At 45.1% G+C, this 15,970-nt stretch carries 15 protein-coding genes; 6 read left to right on the top strand and 9 right to left on the bottom strand.

From position 1 onward, the window contains the following. Window positions 1–10 precede the first annotated feature (10 nt). Entirely contained in the window at window positions 11–307 is a 297-nt protein-coding gene (locus tag MJO57_RS18925; protein WP_252017905.1) for a hypothetical protein, read from the bottom strand. 685 nt (window positions 308–992) lie between these two features. Here MJO57_RS18925 and MJO57_RS18920 point away from each other — a divergent pair. Beyond that, entirely contained in the window at window positions 993–1,595 is a 603-nt protein-coding gene (locus tag MJO57_RS18920) for a hypothetical protein (RefSeq protein ID WP_252017903.1), read from the top strand. Window positions 1,596–1,696: 101 nt separating this feature from the next. Here the strand turns inward: MJO57_RS18920 and MJO57_RS18915 are convergent, their stop codons facing one another. Continuing rightward, entirely contained in the window at window positions 1,697–3,034 is a 1,338-nt protein-coding gene (locus MJO57_RS18915; RefSeq protein ID WP_252017304.1) for a transposase, read from the bottom strand. Window positions 3,035–3,062: 28 nt separating this feature from the next. Continuing rightward, a complete protein-coding gene (locus MJO57_RS18910) occupies window positions 3,063–4,577 on the bottom strand; it encodes an IS66 family transposase (protein ID WP_252017330.1) in 1,515 nt (504 codons plus the stop codon). Between MJO57_RS18910 and MJO57_RS32845 the strand changes: the two genes are divergently transcribed. After that, window positions 4,576–4,701, top strand: a complete 126-nt coding sequence (locus MJO57_RS32845; protein ID WP_256491711.1) for a hypothetical protein — start codon at window positions 4,576–4,578, stop codon at window positions 4,699–4,701. The two genes, MJO57_RS18910 and MJO57_RS32845, sit on opposite strands and share 2 nt — an antisense overlap. Here the strand turns inward: MJO57_RS32845 and MJO57_RS18905 are convergent. Then, on the bottom strand, window positions 4,698–5,276 hold the full coding sequence (locus MJO57_RS18905; RefSeq protein WP_252017901.1) for a hypothetical protein: 579 nt from the start codon (window positions 5,274–5,276) through the stop codon (window positions 4,698–4,700). The two genes, MJO57_RS32845 and MJO57_RS18905, sit on opposite strands and share 4 nt — an antisense overlap. 240 nt (window positions 5,277–5,516) lie before the next feature. Here MJO57_RS18905 and MJO57_RS18900 point away from each other — a divergent pair, with 240 nt between their 5' ends. Further along, window positions 5,517–6,473, top strand: coding sequence for an IS1595 family transposase (locus tag MJO57_RS18900; RefSeq protein ID WP_252017306.1), 957 nt, complete (start codon window positions 5,517–5,519; stop codon window positions 6,471–6,473). Between the two features lie 456 nt (window positions 6,474–6,929). Here the strand turns inward: MJO57_RS18900 and MJO57_RS18895 are convergent, their stop codons facing one another. The 3 genes from MJO57_RS18895 to MJO57_RS18885 form a co-directional block, all read right to left on the bottom strand. Further along, a complete protein-coding gene (locus MJO57_RS18895) occupies window positions 6,930–7,667 on the bottom strand; it encodes a hypothetical protein (RefSeq protein ID WP_252017899.1) in 738 nt (245 codons plus the stop codon). 642 nt (window positions 7,668–8,309) lie between these two features. After that, entirely contained in the window at window positions 8,310–9,392 is a 1,083-nt protein-coding gene (locus MJO57_RS18890; RefSeq protein WP_252017897.1) for a hypothetical protein, read from the bottom strand. 260 nt (window positions 9,393–9,652) lie between these two features. Beyond that, window positions 9,653–10,639: a hypothetical protein gene (locus MJO57_RS18885; protein ID WP_252017895.1), complete on the bottom strand. Its 987-nt coding sequence runs from the start codon at window positions 10,637–10,639 to the stop codon at window positions 9,653–9,655. Between the two features lie 544 nt (window positions 10,640–11,183). On the opposite strand from MJO57_RS18885, the gene MJO57_RS18880 reads away from it, so the two are divergent. Beyond that, a complete protein-coding gene (locus tag MJO57_RS18880) occupies window positions 11,184–11,630 on the top strand; it encodes a hypothetical protein (RefSeq protein ID WP_252017893.1) in 447 nt (148 codons plus the stop codon). A gap of 599 nt (window positions 11,631–12,229) precedes the next feature. Next, window positions 12,230–12,469, top strand: coding sequence for a hypothetical protein (locus MJO57_RS18875; RefSeq protein ID WP_252017891.1), 240 nt, complete (start codon window positions 12,230–12,232; stop codon window positions 12,467–12,469). Window positions 12,470–13,058: 589 nt separating this feature from the next. On the opposite strand, the gene MJO57_RS18870 is transcribed toward MJO57_RS18875, so the two are convergent. Then, entirely contained in the window at window positions 13,059–14,015 is a 957-nt protein-coding gene (locus tag MJO57_RS18870) for an IS1595 family transposase (protein WP_252017306.1), read from the bottom strand. A gap of 137 nt (window positions 14,016–14,152) precedes the next feature. On the opposite strand from MJO57_RS18870, the gene MJO57_RS18865 reads away from it, so the two are divergent. After that, window positions 14,153–15,208, top strand: coding sequence for a hypothetical protein (locus MJO57_RS18865; RefSeq protein WP_252017889.1), 1,056 nt, complete (start codon window positions 14,153–14,155; stop codon window positions 15,206–15,208). Between the two features lie 3 nt (window positions 15,209–15,211). Here the strand turns inward: MJO57_RS18865 and istB are convergent, their stop codons facing one another. Further along, window positions 15,212–15,967: an IS21-like element helper ATPase IstB gene (istB, locus tag MJO57_RS18860; protein WP_252017309.1), complete on the bottom strand. Its 756-nt coding sequence runs from the start codon at window positions 15,965–15,967 to the stop codon at window positions 15,212–15,214. Between the last annotated feature and the right edge of the window lie 3 nt (window positions 15,968–15,970).

Here is a 15,970-nt window from a genome sequence, read left to right as displayed (position 1 = left end):
AACTAATCTACTATTTGCAGTACTCATCTTGTTCAGCCATTGATAATGGTTTCGAAGCTTTATTGTGGCTGTTCAAGGTGGGTTCTGCCGCCGGAAACGAACCTTTTTTGAGCTTAATGTCTACCCTAAGAGCATTAATAGAGTGTGAACGAGCATCCGCTTTAACGGCCATACTCCAAACGCGATCAATTCTTAATCCTGATTGACTGGTATAAAGAATGTTTTCGTCGCTTTGTTGCGCCTTGGTTTTATCTGATAGGTCTAACGGCTCGCTTTGCTCAGGTTCTTGATGATAAATAATCCTCACTAGCACTTTTGTAAAACGATAATCACTGAACGGGTTATGGAAGCTTTCACCGTACGGATTTAAGACGTTTAAAGATTGTTTGGTGCAGCTTGTTGAACTTCCAGTCCGAATACTACGCTATTACGCTGCAGACAGTCATTCAAAACTGAACCACTGCTCGATATAGCAGGTTCATATGCTTTCTGAACATCCGGATACAAGAAGTGTGAGTTAAAATATGGATTATCCATTGAATTATTGAGTTATAGCTAAGACCACACCTTCTTATATAAAGTTCCTCCCTTTCGAAATTCATTTTTCATTTATTTATGTCAACCACGCATAAGGACTTGCTACGGCGATTACCAACGACAACATTAAGCTATTTGCAAGCCATGAACAGGGCGAGACTAATAACAGAGCGTTTGCCCGGCAAGCAGGGAGTGCTGCTAAAACTATGGGCTTGCTACATCAGCAGGACTTGAATCGGCTAACGCCATTGTTTCAGCCAAACAGCCCAGCAGGTTATGCCGTTTGCCTATCCAGAGGGCAGCGACCATTACCTTCTTGCCTTCGATTATTGACTTTCCAGTCAACCTCAGAGACGGAGGGGGAGATGAGAAATGGATATTGATTTAAGCTCACTATTCTTGGCTCTATTCGATTCTCTTATAAAAGCGGTAGCATGCTTACCAGCAATTTTTGCTTGTTCTCTATCACCGGTATTCTTGAAAACTTCATGGTAAGCCTTCTGGTAAGCCCTCTGATAAGCCTTCCCTTTCTCAGATTCACGGTAAGCCTTGAGGTAATCCTTCCGTTTCTCGGACTGTTCGTAAGCCTTCTGGGAAGCTTTCCGTTTCTCGGACTGTTTGTAAGCCTTCCGTTTCTCGGACTGTTCGTAAGCCTTCCGGGAAGCCTTCCCTTTCTCAGACTGTTCGTAAGCCTTCCGGGAAGCCTTCCCTTTCTCGGACTGTTCGTAAGCCTTCCGGGAAACCTTCCGGAAAGCCTTCCCTTTTTCAGACTGTCCGTAAGCCTTCTTGTAAGCCTTCCGTTTCTCGGACTGTTCGTAAGCCTTCAGGTAAGCCTTCCCTTTTTCGGACTGTCGGTAAGCCTTCCGGTAAGCCTTCCGTTTCTCGGACTGTTCGTAAGCCTTCCGGTAAGCCTTCCCTTTATCAGATTCAGGGTAAGCCTTGTGGGAGGCCCTATCAGGAGAGATAGTCAGAGATTCACCAGAAACGGAAGCAGAAGCATTAAAATCAAACTCATTTTCAGAAGATGTATTTTTTTCTCGACTTTAGAGTCTGTATAAAACGATAATTCGGTCAGCTTTTTATAGTGAAGCAAGCCGAAATCAGTGAACTGTTTTTCCAAGTTCGTTATTACTTCCGTTTTTTGCCTAAAAGCCTTTAGTTATGCTGCTTCTGAATTATCCGGTATTAACTGGTCGATCAGATCGCGAAAATTGAACTCATATTTTTGCTTATATCTGTTCCAGCCCTTGCGAATAGAGAACCTCGGAATAATTCCTGAAAGAGCAATTTTCATCATGCCTGCAGTGGTTGTATCCGGGCTTCTCCAGGGTATCCGAGAAATATTCAGACATGCCTGATTTTTACAAACGGTTAATAACTGCAATAATGCATAGCCTGCCATTTTCAAATGCATCCATCGAAGCAGTGTTCGCAATTTCTGCTGCCATAAATGGCAACAGCCAAAAGCATGTTTGAGTTGGTGAAACATTGGCTCTACCGGCCATCTCCGGGAATAGGCACGAAGCACCTCCAGTCCCTCAAGTTCCGGATTGGTCGAGATGAATATTCTGCTTTCGGTCAGACCTTTGTCATTTTCAAAGCGACTCCAGACGACGCGTACTTCACGACCTTTAAGGAATCTGGCGCGACAGATCAGGGTACGATAACGTATTTTGCGAAATTTGCCGTACATCCATACTGTTGCTTTTTCTTCCGGCAGTTTCTTAACCTGTTCTGTCGTCATCTTGATGCCGTACTTTTTTGGGCGCCCTCGCTTCTTTACGGTGGGTGCTGGCGGCAAAGCATAGAGGGCCCGATTTGAAGGTATCTGACCAACAACTTCTATGTTCATTTCCAGAGCTGGCTTTATCAGTGTCCAGTTCATATACCAGCAATCGGTTAGCAGGCGTAGCACTCGATCCTTCACTTCATTGCGTACCACCCTGAGCATGGCCACGGCAATTTTCAGTTTGCTGGTGTTACCTGAAGCTGGTGTCGGAAATGAGATCACCGGTATGGCGGTAAATACTTCATCTGCAGCCCGCTCAAATATGATGGCCAGGGAAACCCAACACTGCCCCCAGATGTACGTCGGCCGATTGCGTTTCTTGCTGTGTTGATGATGTGTACGACAAGCAGGGGCTTTGTCGGAAAACCGTTCGATTACCCAGTCATCAAGCCCCAGGACCACAGGTTGATTCTCAGGAGCTTTGGAGCAGACCAGACGGATCAAGTGGCGTGCCAAGTTCTTCCATTGCCACTTGCCCTGAGATAGCCAGTGGTGGTAGCTGCTCCACACACAATGAAAATCAATTGTTAACAACGCCTGTGTAACAAAGCCGTCGGCTGAAAGCATGCAACCGAACAGCAGTTCGCAGAACGTTGGTACTGCAGTTGATGATAGCGCTCCAGCAAGAAAGGTTGTATATGAAGCGAGCTCCCTGAGGATTACTTGATGATCTGAAGTGAGCATGGCAACCATCTCGAATTTCGTCATTGGGGATGGTTGCTTTTAGCAGATGTAACTATTCAGCACTGAGCAAAGGCATATTACAGTAATTCCGAACAGCTCTATGAAGTGATTGATATATGTCCATTCCCTGTTTTCTGGCAGACGACAAATAGCTGCGAATCCGTGCAAACATAGAACCACCGTCTGCACTCCTGAAGCAGCCTGAGATTTTCTGCTTTAACTTGGCCATTCGAACATCCCGCTCACTGCCATTGTTATCGAAGGGAATGGTAAAATCTGACATGAAGCGCAGTGTCTCAGCCTTGAACTCAGTGAGTCGTTTGAAGAGATTGTAAGCTTTAGTATTCTTGACTTTCTTGCGCTTAAGCTCCTCTCGTTGCTTCTCCATATAGACGACTTCTTTCATTAGAGCCCGCTGAAGCAACCGGTCATAAATCTTCTCGATTCGTTCACAGACAACACTTGGCATCTGTAGCATACCTATGGTCTTAAAGCCCTTGCAGTAATGCCAGGAAAGCCTCAGTAGCTTCATCAATCGCAACGCCAGTTGATTGCTGTCCCTATCAACAACACCCAAAAGCTCCCTCAGGTGATGGGCATTGCAAAGTACGTGAGTTGCCGCATATGCAAAATAGGATTTCCAATGATCATGAACCAGAACGCCTGCAAATGTTAGCAGTATGCCCATCGTGTCCATGGCCTCACGACCTCGCTTTTCAGACAAGTAGTAGAGCGTCCATTGTTCATCCCGCATAACGTGTAGCCAGTGCAAAGAGCCCTCGGCCCGCATACCCGTTTCATCGGCTCCGGCAACAGACGATTCCCGCAAGGCGTCACGAATAACCTCTTCAGTAGAAGCCAGATTTTCATAGGTTCTGGCCACAAAATTGGCGACAGTGCCTGCACTTACACTCATTTTATAGAGAGTATTAAAATACTCTGACACGCGCTTAAAAGGCAGGAAATGGTATTGGTTAAGATAGACGGCCATAGCCTGTGTGGCTGAGCCATATTGTGCGGCAGCGGTAACACCTTCCGGGAATTCAGCCTGATTCCGACAACCACAAGTGCAGATTTTTACTTCAGCTCTATGGGCCGTTACTTCAAATTCACCCGGTCTCCCTGGTTCAAACACCTGTCGTTCAATATATTTGACCGGCTCACTATCAAGAAGAGACGCCTGACATTTATTGCATTCTTTAACCGGAAGGTACTCAATATAGTCAGGGATATCGACCTGTTTAAGACAAGTGCCCTGATGCCCTTTCTTTCCACCGGCTTTATTACCAGAAGACTGTCTCAGACTTTTAGGATTGGGTTTTTCATCCGATGGATCGGTACCTTTATCTGCGGAAAGGTCGTCAGAATGATCTGGAGAATTACTGTTTTTACAAGGTTTTTGATAACCATCAGACGATGGCGGCTTGCTGCTGTTTTGACTGTTCTTGCCAACCTTTTCTTCCAATTCTCGACATCGCTCTTCCAGACAGGCAACTCTCATCCGCAGCTCTGCATTCTCTTTCAAGAGAATCTCAGCCGACATAGTTGCGGGTAGTTCTGGAATCATGCTGGCGAATATTGTGGAAAAATGGTGCTTAAGAGGATGGTATAAAAATCAGAAAATTCCAGATTTATGTGGGGGTGCTGAACAGTTACTAGCAGATTATGCGCCGGAACTATTGTGCTCTTAAAACTCTAAAGTCGAGTTTTTTTGAAACTGTTCACTATTGAGTTGTGGAGTAATCATTGCAATCGGTGTTTCAGGCTTGGAAAATGTTTCAATGCGATCTTGATCAGGAAGAAGTACAGGTTGATGAAGGTTGTTATCAATAGCTGATGAGATTTTCGGAATTGATTGCCCCATACCTGAAAAACCATTTCCAGCAGTGTCTTTTAACATTGAATCAAGTGGCGGATGATTAGCATTAGTAGAATTTGGCTGAGCATCCGCTTTAACGGCTATACTCAAAACCCGATCAATTCTTAATCCTGATTGACTGGTATAAAGAATATTTTCGTCGCTTTGTTGTTGTGCCTCGGTTTTATCTGATAGGCTTGGCAGCTCGCTTTGTTCAGGTTCTTGATGATAAATAACCCTCACCAGCGCTTTTGGAAAACGGTAATCACTGAATGGGTTATGGAAGCTTGCACCATATGGATTTAAGGTGCTTAAATGATTGTTTGGTGCAGCTTGCTGAACTTCCAGCCCGAATACTACGCTATTGCGCTGCGGACAGTCATTCAAATCTGAACCACGGATTGACATATCAGGTTCATACGCCTTCTGAGTATCCGGATACAAGAAGTGTGGGTTAAAATATGGATTATCTATTGAACTATTGAACTATTGAACTATTGAACTAAAGCTAAGACCACACCTTCTTATATAAAGTTCCTCTTTTTCAAAATTCATTTTTCATTTATTTACCTGATTACCACCGACCCTACGTCGTGAGCCAGCTGCTATAATAAACGTCGATAGTCATGTGTTTTGGAGGTAAAACTGATGTGTAAAAACACCATTCAGTTCCAAAAAGGCCTTGGCATTATGCAATTTCTGGCTAATTACGGCAGTGAAGAGCAGTGTGAGAACGCGCTGTCCTCTTGGCGCTGGCCAGATGGCTTCCAATGCCCGAAGTGTGGCTCCCGCAGTTTCTGCAAGCTTCACCGGAAAGCTGAATTCCAGTGCAATTGCTGCCGTTGCCAAACCTCGCTTACCAGTAACACTATCTTTGACTCAACAAAGCTGCCTCTAGCTACCTGGTTTCTGGGTATCTATCTCGTCACCCAGAATAAAGCGGGGATTTCTTGCCTGACGCTTCATCGACAACTTGGCATTTCCTACAATGCCGCATTGCGCATGAAACACAAACTCATGCAGGTCATGATGGAAAGAGATAACAGCTGGCAGTTGAGTGGTTTTGTTCAGATTGATGACGCCTATTGGGGCGGAGAGCGCCACGGAGGCCGCCGGGGCAGAGGCTCAGAGAACAAAGCCCCCTTCGTGGCCGCAGTTCAGACAGATGCTGATAACCACCCTATCTACATGAAGTTCAATGCCGTTGATAACTTCCGGCGAAAAACCATTCAGGAGTGGGCAGAACATGCCCTGAAAAAGGGTGTCCGGGCCGTCAGCGATGGCTTGTCCTGTTTCCGGGGTATTGAAGATGCCGGATGCCAGCACACAGCCATCATTACCGGTGGTGGGCATGCATCCATGGAGAATGAGTTGTTCACCTGGGTAAATACCATGCTGGGAAACGTGAAAACAGCGATTACCGGTACTTACCATAAGCTCGACCCCAAGCATCTGGGCCGTTATCTATCAGAGTTCAACTATCGGTTTAACCGGCGTTTTGATATGCCTTCAATGATCTCAAGGCTAGGTCGGGCTGCAGTCAATACAGCACCGATGCCGGATCGACTTCTCAAACTGCCAGACGTCCAGTGGAAACCGGGTTAGCCATCAACCGATAATTGAAAGTCAGTTGACGTATTAATATCATTATTTCGAATGATGATGTGGGTCTTTGCTTGTTCGGAGCGGTTATGAAACCGAATTTAGTTGATAATCTGGAGAACAAGCCGTCATGATGCCTGCTCCACCGGTAATACTGGAGAGGTTCTATTATTTCTTTACCGGGTTATAGACATAAAGAATGAAAAGCTGCACGTATATTCTTAAATTATCTTTCCCTGTGTCATGACGTACGATCAGTGGTAATCAGGTTTATTTATGTCAACCACGCATAAGAACTTGCTATGGCGATTACGAACGACGGCATTAAGCTATTTTTCTGGAACAAAAAATGGCTTTTGAAGTACTTTTTGCAAGCCATGAACAGGGTGAGACTAATTCATGGCAGGCCAATCATACTCTCATCAATACCTTCTTACTCTTCGATTATGGACTTTTCAGTCAACCTGAGAGGCAAGAGGGTGGGAGAGGAGAAATGGGTATTGATTCAAGCTCGCTATTCTTTGCTCTATTCGATTCTCTTACAAAATCGACAGCTTGCTTACCAGCAATTTTTGCTTGTTCTCTATCACAGGTATTCTTGAAAATTTCATAGTAAGCCTTCTGGTAAGCATTCCGGGAAGCCTTCCCTTTCTCGGATTCACGGTAAGCCTTTTGGTAAGCCTTCTTGGAAGCCTTCCCTTTATCGGATTCACGGTAAGCCTTCCGGGAAGCTTTCCCTTTCTCGGAATTACGGTAAGCCTTTTGGTAAGCCTTTTGGTAAGCCTTTTGGTAAGCCTTCCGTTTCTCGGACTGTTCGTAAGCCTTCTGGGAAGCTTTCCATTTCTCGGACTGTTTGTAAGCCTTCCGTTTCTCGGATTGTTCGTAAGCCTTCCGGGAAGCCTTCCCTTTCTCGGACTGTTCGTAAGCCTTCCGGAAAGTCTTCCCTTTCTCCGATTCACGGTAAGCCTTCAGGTAAGCCTTCCGTTTTTCGGACTGTTCGTAAGCCCTCCGGGAAGTCTTTCGTTTCTCGGACTGTTGGTAAGCCTTTTGGGAGGTCTTATCAGGAGAGCTAGTCAGAAATTCACCAGAAACGGAAGCAGAAGCATTAAAATCAAATTCATTGTCTTTTAATGTTGAATCAAGTGGCGGATGATTAGCATTAATAGAGTGTGACTGAGTATCCGCTTTAACGGCCATACTCCAAACCCGATCAATTCTTAATCCTGATTGACTGGTATAAAGAATATTTTCGTCGCTTTGTTGTGCCTTGGTTTTATCTGATAAGCCTAACGGCTCGCTTTGTTCAGGTTTTTGATGATAAATAACCCTCACCAGTGCTTTTGGGAAACGGTAATCGCTGAATGGGTTATGGAAGCTTGCACCATACGGATTTAAGGTGTTTAAACGATTGTTTGGTGCAGCTTGTTGAACTTTCAGCCCGAATACTACGCTATTACGCTGCGGACAGTCATTCAAAACTGAACCACTGCTCGATACAGCAGGTTCATACGCTTTCTGAACATCCGGATACAAGAAGTATGAGTTAAAATATGGATTAACCATTGAATTATTGAATAATTGAATTATAGCTAAGACCACGATTTCTTATATAAAGTTCCTCCCTTTCGAAATTCATTCTTCATTTATTTATGTTAACCACGCATACACGCATAAGGACTTGCTATGGTGATTACGAACGACGACATTAAGCTATTTTTCTGGAACAAAAAACGCTTTTGAAGCACTTTTTGCAAGTCATGAACAGGGTGAGACTAATTCATGGCAGGTCAATCATGCTCTCATCAATACCTTCTTACTCTTCGATTATTGACTTTTCAGTCAACCTGAGAGGCAAGAGGGTGGGAGAGGAGAAATGGATATTGATTCAAGCTTATTATTCTTGGCTCTATTCAATTCTCTTATAAAAGTGACAGCTTGCTTACCAGCAATTTTTGCTTGTTCTTTATCACAGGAATTCTTTAAAATTTCATAGTAAGCCTTTTGGTAAGCCTTCCGGGTAGCCTTCCCTTTCTCGGATTCACGGTAAGCCTTCCGGATAGCTTTCCCTTTCTCGGACTGTTCGTAAGCCTTCCGGGTAGCCTTCCCTTTATCGGACCGTTCGTAAGCATTTCGGGTAGCCTTCCCTCTATCGGACTGTTCGTAAGCCTTCAGGGTAGCCATCCCTTTCTCGGATTCACGGTAAGCCTTTTGGGAGGCTTTATCAAGAGAGCTAGTCAGAGATTCACCAGAAACGGAAGCAGAAGCATTAAAATCAAACTCATTTTCAGAAGATGTATTTTGTTGGCGCTGTTCACTATTGAGTTGTGGAGTAATCATTGCAATCGGTGCTTCAGGCTTGGAAAATGTATCAATGTGGTCCTGATCAGGAATAGGTACAGGTTGATGAAGGTTGTTATCAATAGCTGATGAGATTTTCGGGGTTGATTGCCCCATACCTGAAAAACCATTTTCAGCAGTGTCTTTTAATATTGAATCAAGTGGCGGATGATTAGCATTAATAGAGTGTGACTGAGCATCCGCTTTAACGGCCATACTCCAAACCCGATCGATTCTTAATCCTGATTGACTGGTATAAAGAATATTTTCGTCGCTTTGTTGTTGTGCCTTGGTTTTATCTGATAAGTCTAACGGCCCACTTTGCTCAGGCTTTTGATGATAAATAACCCTCACGAGCACTTTTGGAAAACGGTAATCACTGAATGGGTTATGAAAGCTTTCACCACACGGATTTAAGGTGTTTAAATGATTGTTAGGTGCAGCTTGTTGAACCTCCAGTCCGAATACAACGCCATTGCGCTGCGGACAGTCATTCAAAACTGAACCAATGCCTGACATATCAGGATCATACGCTCTCTGAACATCCGGATACAGGAAGTGTGAGTTAAAATATAGATTATCCATTGAATTATTGAATAATTGAATTGTAGCTAAGACCACGTCTTATTATATAAAGTTCCTCCCTTTGGGGATGATTCTTCATTTATTTATGTCAACCACGCATAAGGACTTGCTACGGCGATTACGAACGACGACGTAAAGCTATTTTTCTGGAAAAATCGCATTTAAAGCACTTTGTGTAAGCCATGAACAGGGTGAGATTAATAACAGGGCGGTTAGTAAAACAATGACTCTAACGTTCCCGGATAACCGGCAGTTATCCGTTATATGGGTATTGATTCAAGTTCACTATTCTTGGCTCTATTCGATTCTCTTATAAAAGCGGCAGCTTGCTTACCAGCAATTTTTGCTTGTTCTCTATCACAGGTATTCTTGAGAATTTCATAGTAAGCCTTTTGGTAAGCCTTGTGGTAAGCCTGACGTTTCTCGGACTGTTCGTAAGCCTTCCCTTTCTCGGATTCATGGTAAGCCTTCCGGGAAGCCTTCCCTTTCTCGGATTGACTGTAAGCCTTCCGGGAAGCCTTCCCTTTCTCGGACTGTTCGTAAGCCTTCCGGGAAGCCTTCCCTTTCTCGGATTGACTGTAAGCCTTCCGGGAAGCCTTCCCTCTCTCGGACTGTTCGTAAGCTTTCCGGTAAGCCTTTCCTTTCTCGGACTGTTTGTAAGCCTTCCGGAAAGCGTTCCGTAGAGCCTTTACTTTCTCGGACTGTTCGTAAGCCTTCCGGGAAGCCTTCCCTTTCTCGGACTGTTCGTAAGCCTTCCGGGAAGCCTTCCCTTTCTCGGACTGTTCGTAAGCCTTCCGGGAAGCCTTCCCTTTCTCGGACTGTTCGTAAGCCTTCCTGGAAGCCTTCCCTTTCTCGGATTCACGGTAAGCCTTCTGGTAAGCCTTCCCTTTCTCGGATTCACGGTAAGCCTTCTGGCAAGCCTTCCCTTTCTCGGATTCACGGTAAGCCTTCTGGTAAGCCTTCCGGTAAGCCTTCCCTTTCTTGGACTGTTCGTAAGCCTTCCGGGAAGCCTTCCTTTTCTCAGACTGTTCGTAAGCCTTCCTGGAAGCCTTCCCTTTCTCGGATTCACGGTAAGCCTTCTGGTAAGCCTTCCTTTTATCGGATTCAGGGTAAGCCTTTTGGGAGTCCTTATCAGGAGAGATAGTCAGAGATTCACCAGAAACGGAAGCAGAAGCATTAAAATCAAACTCATGTTTAGAAGATGTATTTTGTTGACGCTGTTCACTTCCAGCACTGTCTTTTAACATTGAATCAAGTGGCGGATGATTAGCATTAATAGAGTGTGACTGAGCATCCGCTTTAACGGCCGTACTCCAAACCCGATCGATTCTTAATCCTGATTGACTGGTATAAAGAATATTTTCGTCGCTTTGGTGTTGTGCCTTGGTTTTATCTGATAGGCCTGGCAGCTCGCTTTGTTCAGAATCTTGATGATAAATAACCCTCACCAGCGATTTTGGAAAACGGTAATCGCTGAATGGGTTATGGAAGCTTACACCATATGGATTTAAGGTACTTAAATGATTGTTTGGTGCAGCTTGTTGAACTTCCAGTCCGAATACTACGCTATTGCGCTGCGGACGGTCATTCAAAACTGAACCACTGCTTGACATAGCAGGTCCATACGCCTTCTGAACATCCGGATACAAGAAGTGTGAGTTAAAATGTGGATTATCCATTGAATTATTGAATTATTGAATTATGACTAAGACCACGCGTTCTTATATAAAGTTCCTCCCTTTGGGGATTCATTCTTCATTCATTTATGTCAACCATGCATAAGGACTTGCTATGGCGATTACGAACGATGACGTTAAGCTATTTGAAAGCCAGCGCCTCAGGGATGAGGAAGACGGTGGCGGTCGGGTTACTGGTACCGAGGTCATTGATGGCAACGTCAATAGTCTCTTTCAGGACATTTCCCGGTTTGACCGCACCATTGGAGATGTGGCTCTGCGGAAAGCGTTTATCGGGATTAGCACCAATAACAATGACATTTATCTTGGTAGCCATTTAATCCTGACCGTGCCACTCAAGGATCAGAATGTTTCTGTCTTGTTATTCAACACCGATAGCCAAACCGACGAGCGCCTTGAGGCCAGAGACAGAATTGAGAGCTATGTGGTTCCGGGCATTAAGGCATCATGGGAACTGGTGGGCGATCAGTTGGAAGGGCAGCGAGCCATTGTCGGCTATCAGCGGGAGGGATTGGCGGTCCCTGAAATTTGCGAGGTCTAAGTAGCTGGCCATATGGAATCGAATATTTCTGGCTACTTGGGCTGGTACTATGCAAGGCATAACGGAGGGAGCATAGCTGTAGCTATGTGACCGGAGTTGAAACGAAGCACGACTGCATTGATGCAGGAGCTGCGCATTCTGGTGAACGTGAACGCTCATTCTGGTAAGCGTGAACACCTCCGCTTACCCAAGCACTGCCCTCCTTTATTTGTAGCCTGAGTGTTCACGGTTAGCCAGAATATGCAGGAGCCAGAGCAACGCAGGAGCAGTTGCCGAGAGTGCCGGCACAAGGAGTCAGAAATATATGATTTCATATGGTTAGCTACTTTAAGCCAATGGCACTGACTTAAGGCCTCAGCTCTTGATAATTGAAGGCATACTCGGAAAGAAGCAACTATAAAAAAGTCACAATCAACCAGTATCAGTGCTAGCGGCGGGAGAACTGTTATTCAATCGGTTGAACTTGAAAGGCATTATTTCTAAAAACGAGCGTCTGCTTTGCTCTGCTATGTTGTAACTGTTGGCTACGGAATAAACAGAGCAAGATTATGTATCAATACAAGGATCTACGTGAGTTCAGAGAAGAATATTGTCAGGAAATGACATTTAATAATGTCACTATTCATGACAATGCTGATTATAAACAAGAATTCCCGAACTCATTTAATGTTTCTTTGACACCAACCTCGCTAAAAAGGCTTCAAATGGCATGGATTGCTGTAACCAGTGGGGTAGGTATGCCTGGCACACGGATAAGAAGCTACGAGGTCAAATCATCACTTCCGGGACACAGGATCAAAGATGCAAGAATACTCATCCATCAGATAGATCAGAACTGAGGTGGTTATTCAAAATGAAGAGATAAAACGAACCGCACCTATTCTGACACAGCACAAGTTTGACACAGCACAAGTCTGACACAGCACAAGGTTGAAGTATAAAGGAAATCAAGGAATGGTACAGAGTGTCAATGGTTTTACACCAATCCCATCAAACATTGAAAATAACAGACCTGCGTCTGAACCAGTTTATGCTGAAAACAAATTTGGCCGATTTAACGTATTAAGGAGTTCCATAAAACGATGTTACAGCGGAATCAAAACATCTAGCAAAGCTCCCCAAAAGCCTATTAAAGATCGAAAAATAGCAGCACAAAACGTTACCTGATTACCACTGATCGTACGTCATGACACAGGGAAAGATAATTTAAGAATATACGTGCAGCTTTTCATTCTTTATGTCTATAACCCGGTAAAGAAATAATAGAACCTCTCCAGTATTACCGGTGGAGCAGGCATCATGACGGCTTGTTCTCCAGATTATCAACTAAATTCGGTTTCATAACCGCTCCGAACAAGCAAAGACCCACATCATCATTCGAAATAATGATATTAATACGTCAACTGACTTTCAATTATCGGTTGATGGCTAACCCGGTTTCCACTGGACGTCTGGCAGTTTGAGAAGTCGATCCGGCATCGGTGCTGTATTGACTGCAGCCCGACCTAGCCTTGAGATCATTGAAGGCATATCAAAACGCCGGTTAAACCGATAGTTGAACTCTGATAGATAACGGCCCAGATGCTTGGGGTCGAGCTTATGGTAAGTACCGGTAATCGCTGTTTTCACGTTTCCCAGCATGGTATTTACCCAGGTGAACAACTCATTCTCCATGGATGCATGCCCACCACCGGTAATGATGGCTGTGTGCTGGCATCCGGCATCTTCAATACCCCGGAAACAGGACAAGCCATCGCTGACGGCCCGGACACCCTTTTTCAGGGCATGTTCTGCCCACTCCTGAATGGTTTTTCGCCGGAAGTTATCAACGGCATTGAACTTCATGTAGATAGGGTGGTTATCAGCATCTGTCTGAACTGCGGCCACGAAGGGGGCTTTGTTCTCTGAGCCTCTGCCCCGGCGGCCTCCGTGGCGCTCTCCGCCCCAATAGGCGTCATCAATCTGAACAAAACCACTCAACTGCCAGCTGTTATCTCTTTCCATCATGACCTGCATGAGTTTGTGTTTCATGCGCAATGCGGCATTGTAGGAAATGCCAAGTTGTCGATGAAGCGTCAGGCAAGAAATCCCCGCTTTATTCTGGGTGACGAGATAGATACCCAGAAACCAGGTAGCTAGAGGCAGCTTTGTTGAGTCAAAGATAGTGTTACTGGTAAGCGAGGTTTGGCAACGGCAGCAATTGCACTGGAATTCAGCTTTCCGGTGAAGCTTGCAGAAACTGCGGGAGCCACACTTCGGGCATTGGAAGCCATCTGGCCAGCGCCAAGAGGACAGCGCGTTCTCACACTGCTCTTCACTGCCGTAATTAGCCAGAAATTGCATAATGCCAAGGCCTTTTTGGAACTGAATGGTGTTTTTACACATCAGTTTTACCTCCAAAACACATGACTATCGACGTTTATTATAGCAGCTGGCTCACGACGTAGGGTCGGTGGTAATCAGGAAACGTTATTGAAGCAAAGATTAGAGTTTCAAAAAATCAAAGTGCCGTTGTAAAAAAAATGCTGAATAGTGAAAAGCCGGATGCCGGTAAGGGTATCTTCGAACAGAAGTTTGAAAATAATTTTATTAACAATCTTCGTAAAAAAGGCTTAATAGGAGTAAAAGGGGCTGACGCTTTATCAAAAACCCAGTTTAACAAACAGGTTAAACAGGCAATAAAGCTTAATGCTTCACTGATAAAACAGCGTGGCCAGACAGTTACAAACGGAGATAAATCCAAAGATATAAAGCAAGTTGAAAAAGCACCGCACACGAACATACAACAATCCGATGATTTCTCAAAAATGGCTGCTAACGAACAGAAAAACATCCAAAGCCATATTATGCTCGGAGCGGCAGCATATAAAGGGTTTCAGGAAGCTGATAAAATTCCTCCTGATTGCTCACTTTTGACCCGGGATGAGTTACCCGTTGAACTGCAAATGCTCTACGATGATAAAACCGGACTGATTCATACAGCTGATAATGCAAAAGCATTGATCGTGCGCAAAGGAGACGAAATCGTGCTGTCATTTGCCGGGACCGAACCCGGCTCTCAACAAGTAACGGGCCGCAGCGGAACAATAAAAACAGACCTTACTCAGTGGCTGGGTATGGAATCGCCGATGTACCAAAGTGCAGCAGCTATTTTCGATCTTCTTCTCTCACACGAACCGCTGTCAGATGCAAAATTCTCCGTTGCAGGACATTCATTGGGAGGTGGCCTGGCGCAATTTGCCTACACTGCTGTGCAGGGCAAGCATAACCCTGACCGTTTGGCAGGAGCGATTACGATTAATCCTGCAGGACTTTCACAGAGTACGTTAAACAAGTTAGGTGATGACCGTGTAAATATGGCAAAAGATAATATTCAGAATGTTCGAATCGAAGGTGATCCAGTTTCTCCCAGTGGAAATAGAAAAGCAGGTCTTATTTTGAAAGGTAATTTGATCGGCTCAATTATGACATTACCGGACCCTAAAGGCAGAGGTATGGGGGTGCGTATTCTGGTTAACTTGAACACCTATTCTGTTTCATTTGAACACCCTGAACTCCTTACACATTGCCCAGTGTGATTTTTAGACCAGGTGTTCAACTGCGTCCAATTTTCCAAGCTTTTTGCGCATGGATTCGCCTTTGAGTTCAATCCGGTGGGCATTGTGCATAAGCCGGTCAAGAATGGCGTCGGCCAGAGTTTCATCACCAATGCTGGCATGCCACTTCCGGGTGGGCAATTGACTGGTAACCAACGTGGAACCTTGCTCGTGCCTGTCATCCATGACTTCCAGCAGATCGTTCCTTTGTTGCTGCGTCAGTGGTTCCAGGCCCCAGTCGTCCAGAATCAGCAAGTCTACTTTTGCCAGTTGTTTCAACTGCCTGCTGTAGCTGCCATCACCGTGGGCAAGGATCAGTTCATCCAGTAGCCTGGACATCCGATAGTACCGGACACTGTAGCCTTTCAGACAAGCCATGTGCCCAAGGGCGCAGGCCAGGTAGCTCTTACCGGAACCACAAGGTCCGGTGATCAACAGGTTCCTGTACCGGTCAAGCCAGCCTCCTCCAGACAGGCTGGCCATCTGGTTCTGTTTGAGACCTCTGGGGTGTTCATAGTCAATGTCGTGTATCCGGGCAGCCAGTTTAAACCGGGCGCTTCTGAGCAGCCGAGCCAGACGTTTATTGTTTCGCTCTGTTTCTTCCTGCTCAGTAAGCAACGACAGTCGTTCTTCAAAGCTAAGGCTACTGTAGGTGCCCGGCTGGTCCAGCTGTTGATTGAGGGCATCTGCCATTCCGGTCAGTCGCAGTGACCTAAGGCGAGCCAGTGTTTCATTGATCATGTT

Source organism: Endozoicomonas sp. SCSIO W0465 (genome assembly GCF_023716865.1).
In the GTDB taxonomy this organism is placed as follows: Bacteria; Pseudomonadota; Gammaproteobacteria; order Pseudomonadales; family Endozoicomonadaceae; genus Endozoicomonas.
Note: the sequence above shows the minus strand (reverse complement) of the source record. Positions and strands in the feature narration are given on the sequence as shown.

Coding starts and splice junctions, on each gene's coding strand:
- MJO57_RS18915 (WP_252017304.1), bottom strand. CDS start 3,034: ATGACGAAATTCGAGATGGTTGCCATGCTCACTTCAGATCATCAAGTA.
- MJO57_RS32845 (WP_256491711.1), top strand. CDS start 4,576: ATGCTGGCGAATATTGTGGAAAAATGGTGCTTAAGAGGATGGTATAAA.
- MJO57_RS18910 (WP_252017330.1), bottom strand. CDS start 4,577: ATGATTCCAGAACTACCCGCAACTATGTCGGCTGAGATTCTCTTGAAA.
- MJO57_RS18905 (WP_252017901.1), bottom strand. CDS start 5,276: ATGTCAATCCGTGGTTCAGATTTGAATGACTGTCCGCAGCGCAATAGC.
- MJO57_RS18900 (WP_252017306.1), top strand. CDS start 5,517: ATGTGTAAAAACACCATTCAGTTCCAAAAAGGCCTTGGCATTATGCAA.
- MJO57_RS18895 (WP_252017899.1), bottom strand. CDS start 7,667: ATGGCCGTTAAAGCGGATACTCAGTCACACTCTATTAATGCTAATCAT.
- MJO57_RS18890 (WP_252017897.1), bottom strand. CDS start 9,392: ATGGATAATCTATATTTTAACTCACACTTCCTGTATCCGGATGTTCAG.
- MJO57_RS18885 (WP_252017895.1), bottom strand. CDS start 10,639: ATGTTAAAAGACAGTGCTGGAAGTGAACAGCGTCAACAAAATACATCT.
- MJO57_RS18880 (WP_252017893.1), top strand. CDS start 11,184: ATGGCGATTACGAACGATGACGTTAAGCTATTTGAAAGCCAGCGCCTC.
- MJO57_RS18875 (WP_252017891.1), top strand. CDS start 12,230: ATGACATTTAATAATGTCACTATTCATGACAATGCTGATTATAAACAA.
- MJO57_RS18870 (WP_252017306.1), bottom strand. CDS start 14,015: ATGTGTAAAAACACCATTCAGTTCCAAAAAGGCCTTGGCATTATGCAA.
- MJO57_RS18865 (WP_252017889.1), top strand. CDS start 14,153: ATGCTGAATAGTGAAAAGCCGGATGCCGGTAAGGGTATCTTCGAACAG.
- istB (WP_252017309.1), bottom strand. CDS start 15,967: ATGATCAATGAAACACTGGCTCGCCTTAGGTCACTGCGACTGACCGGA.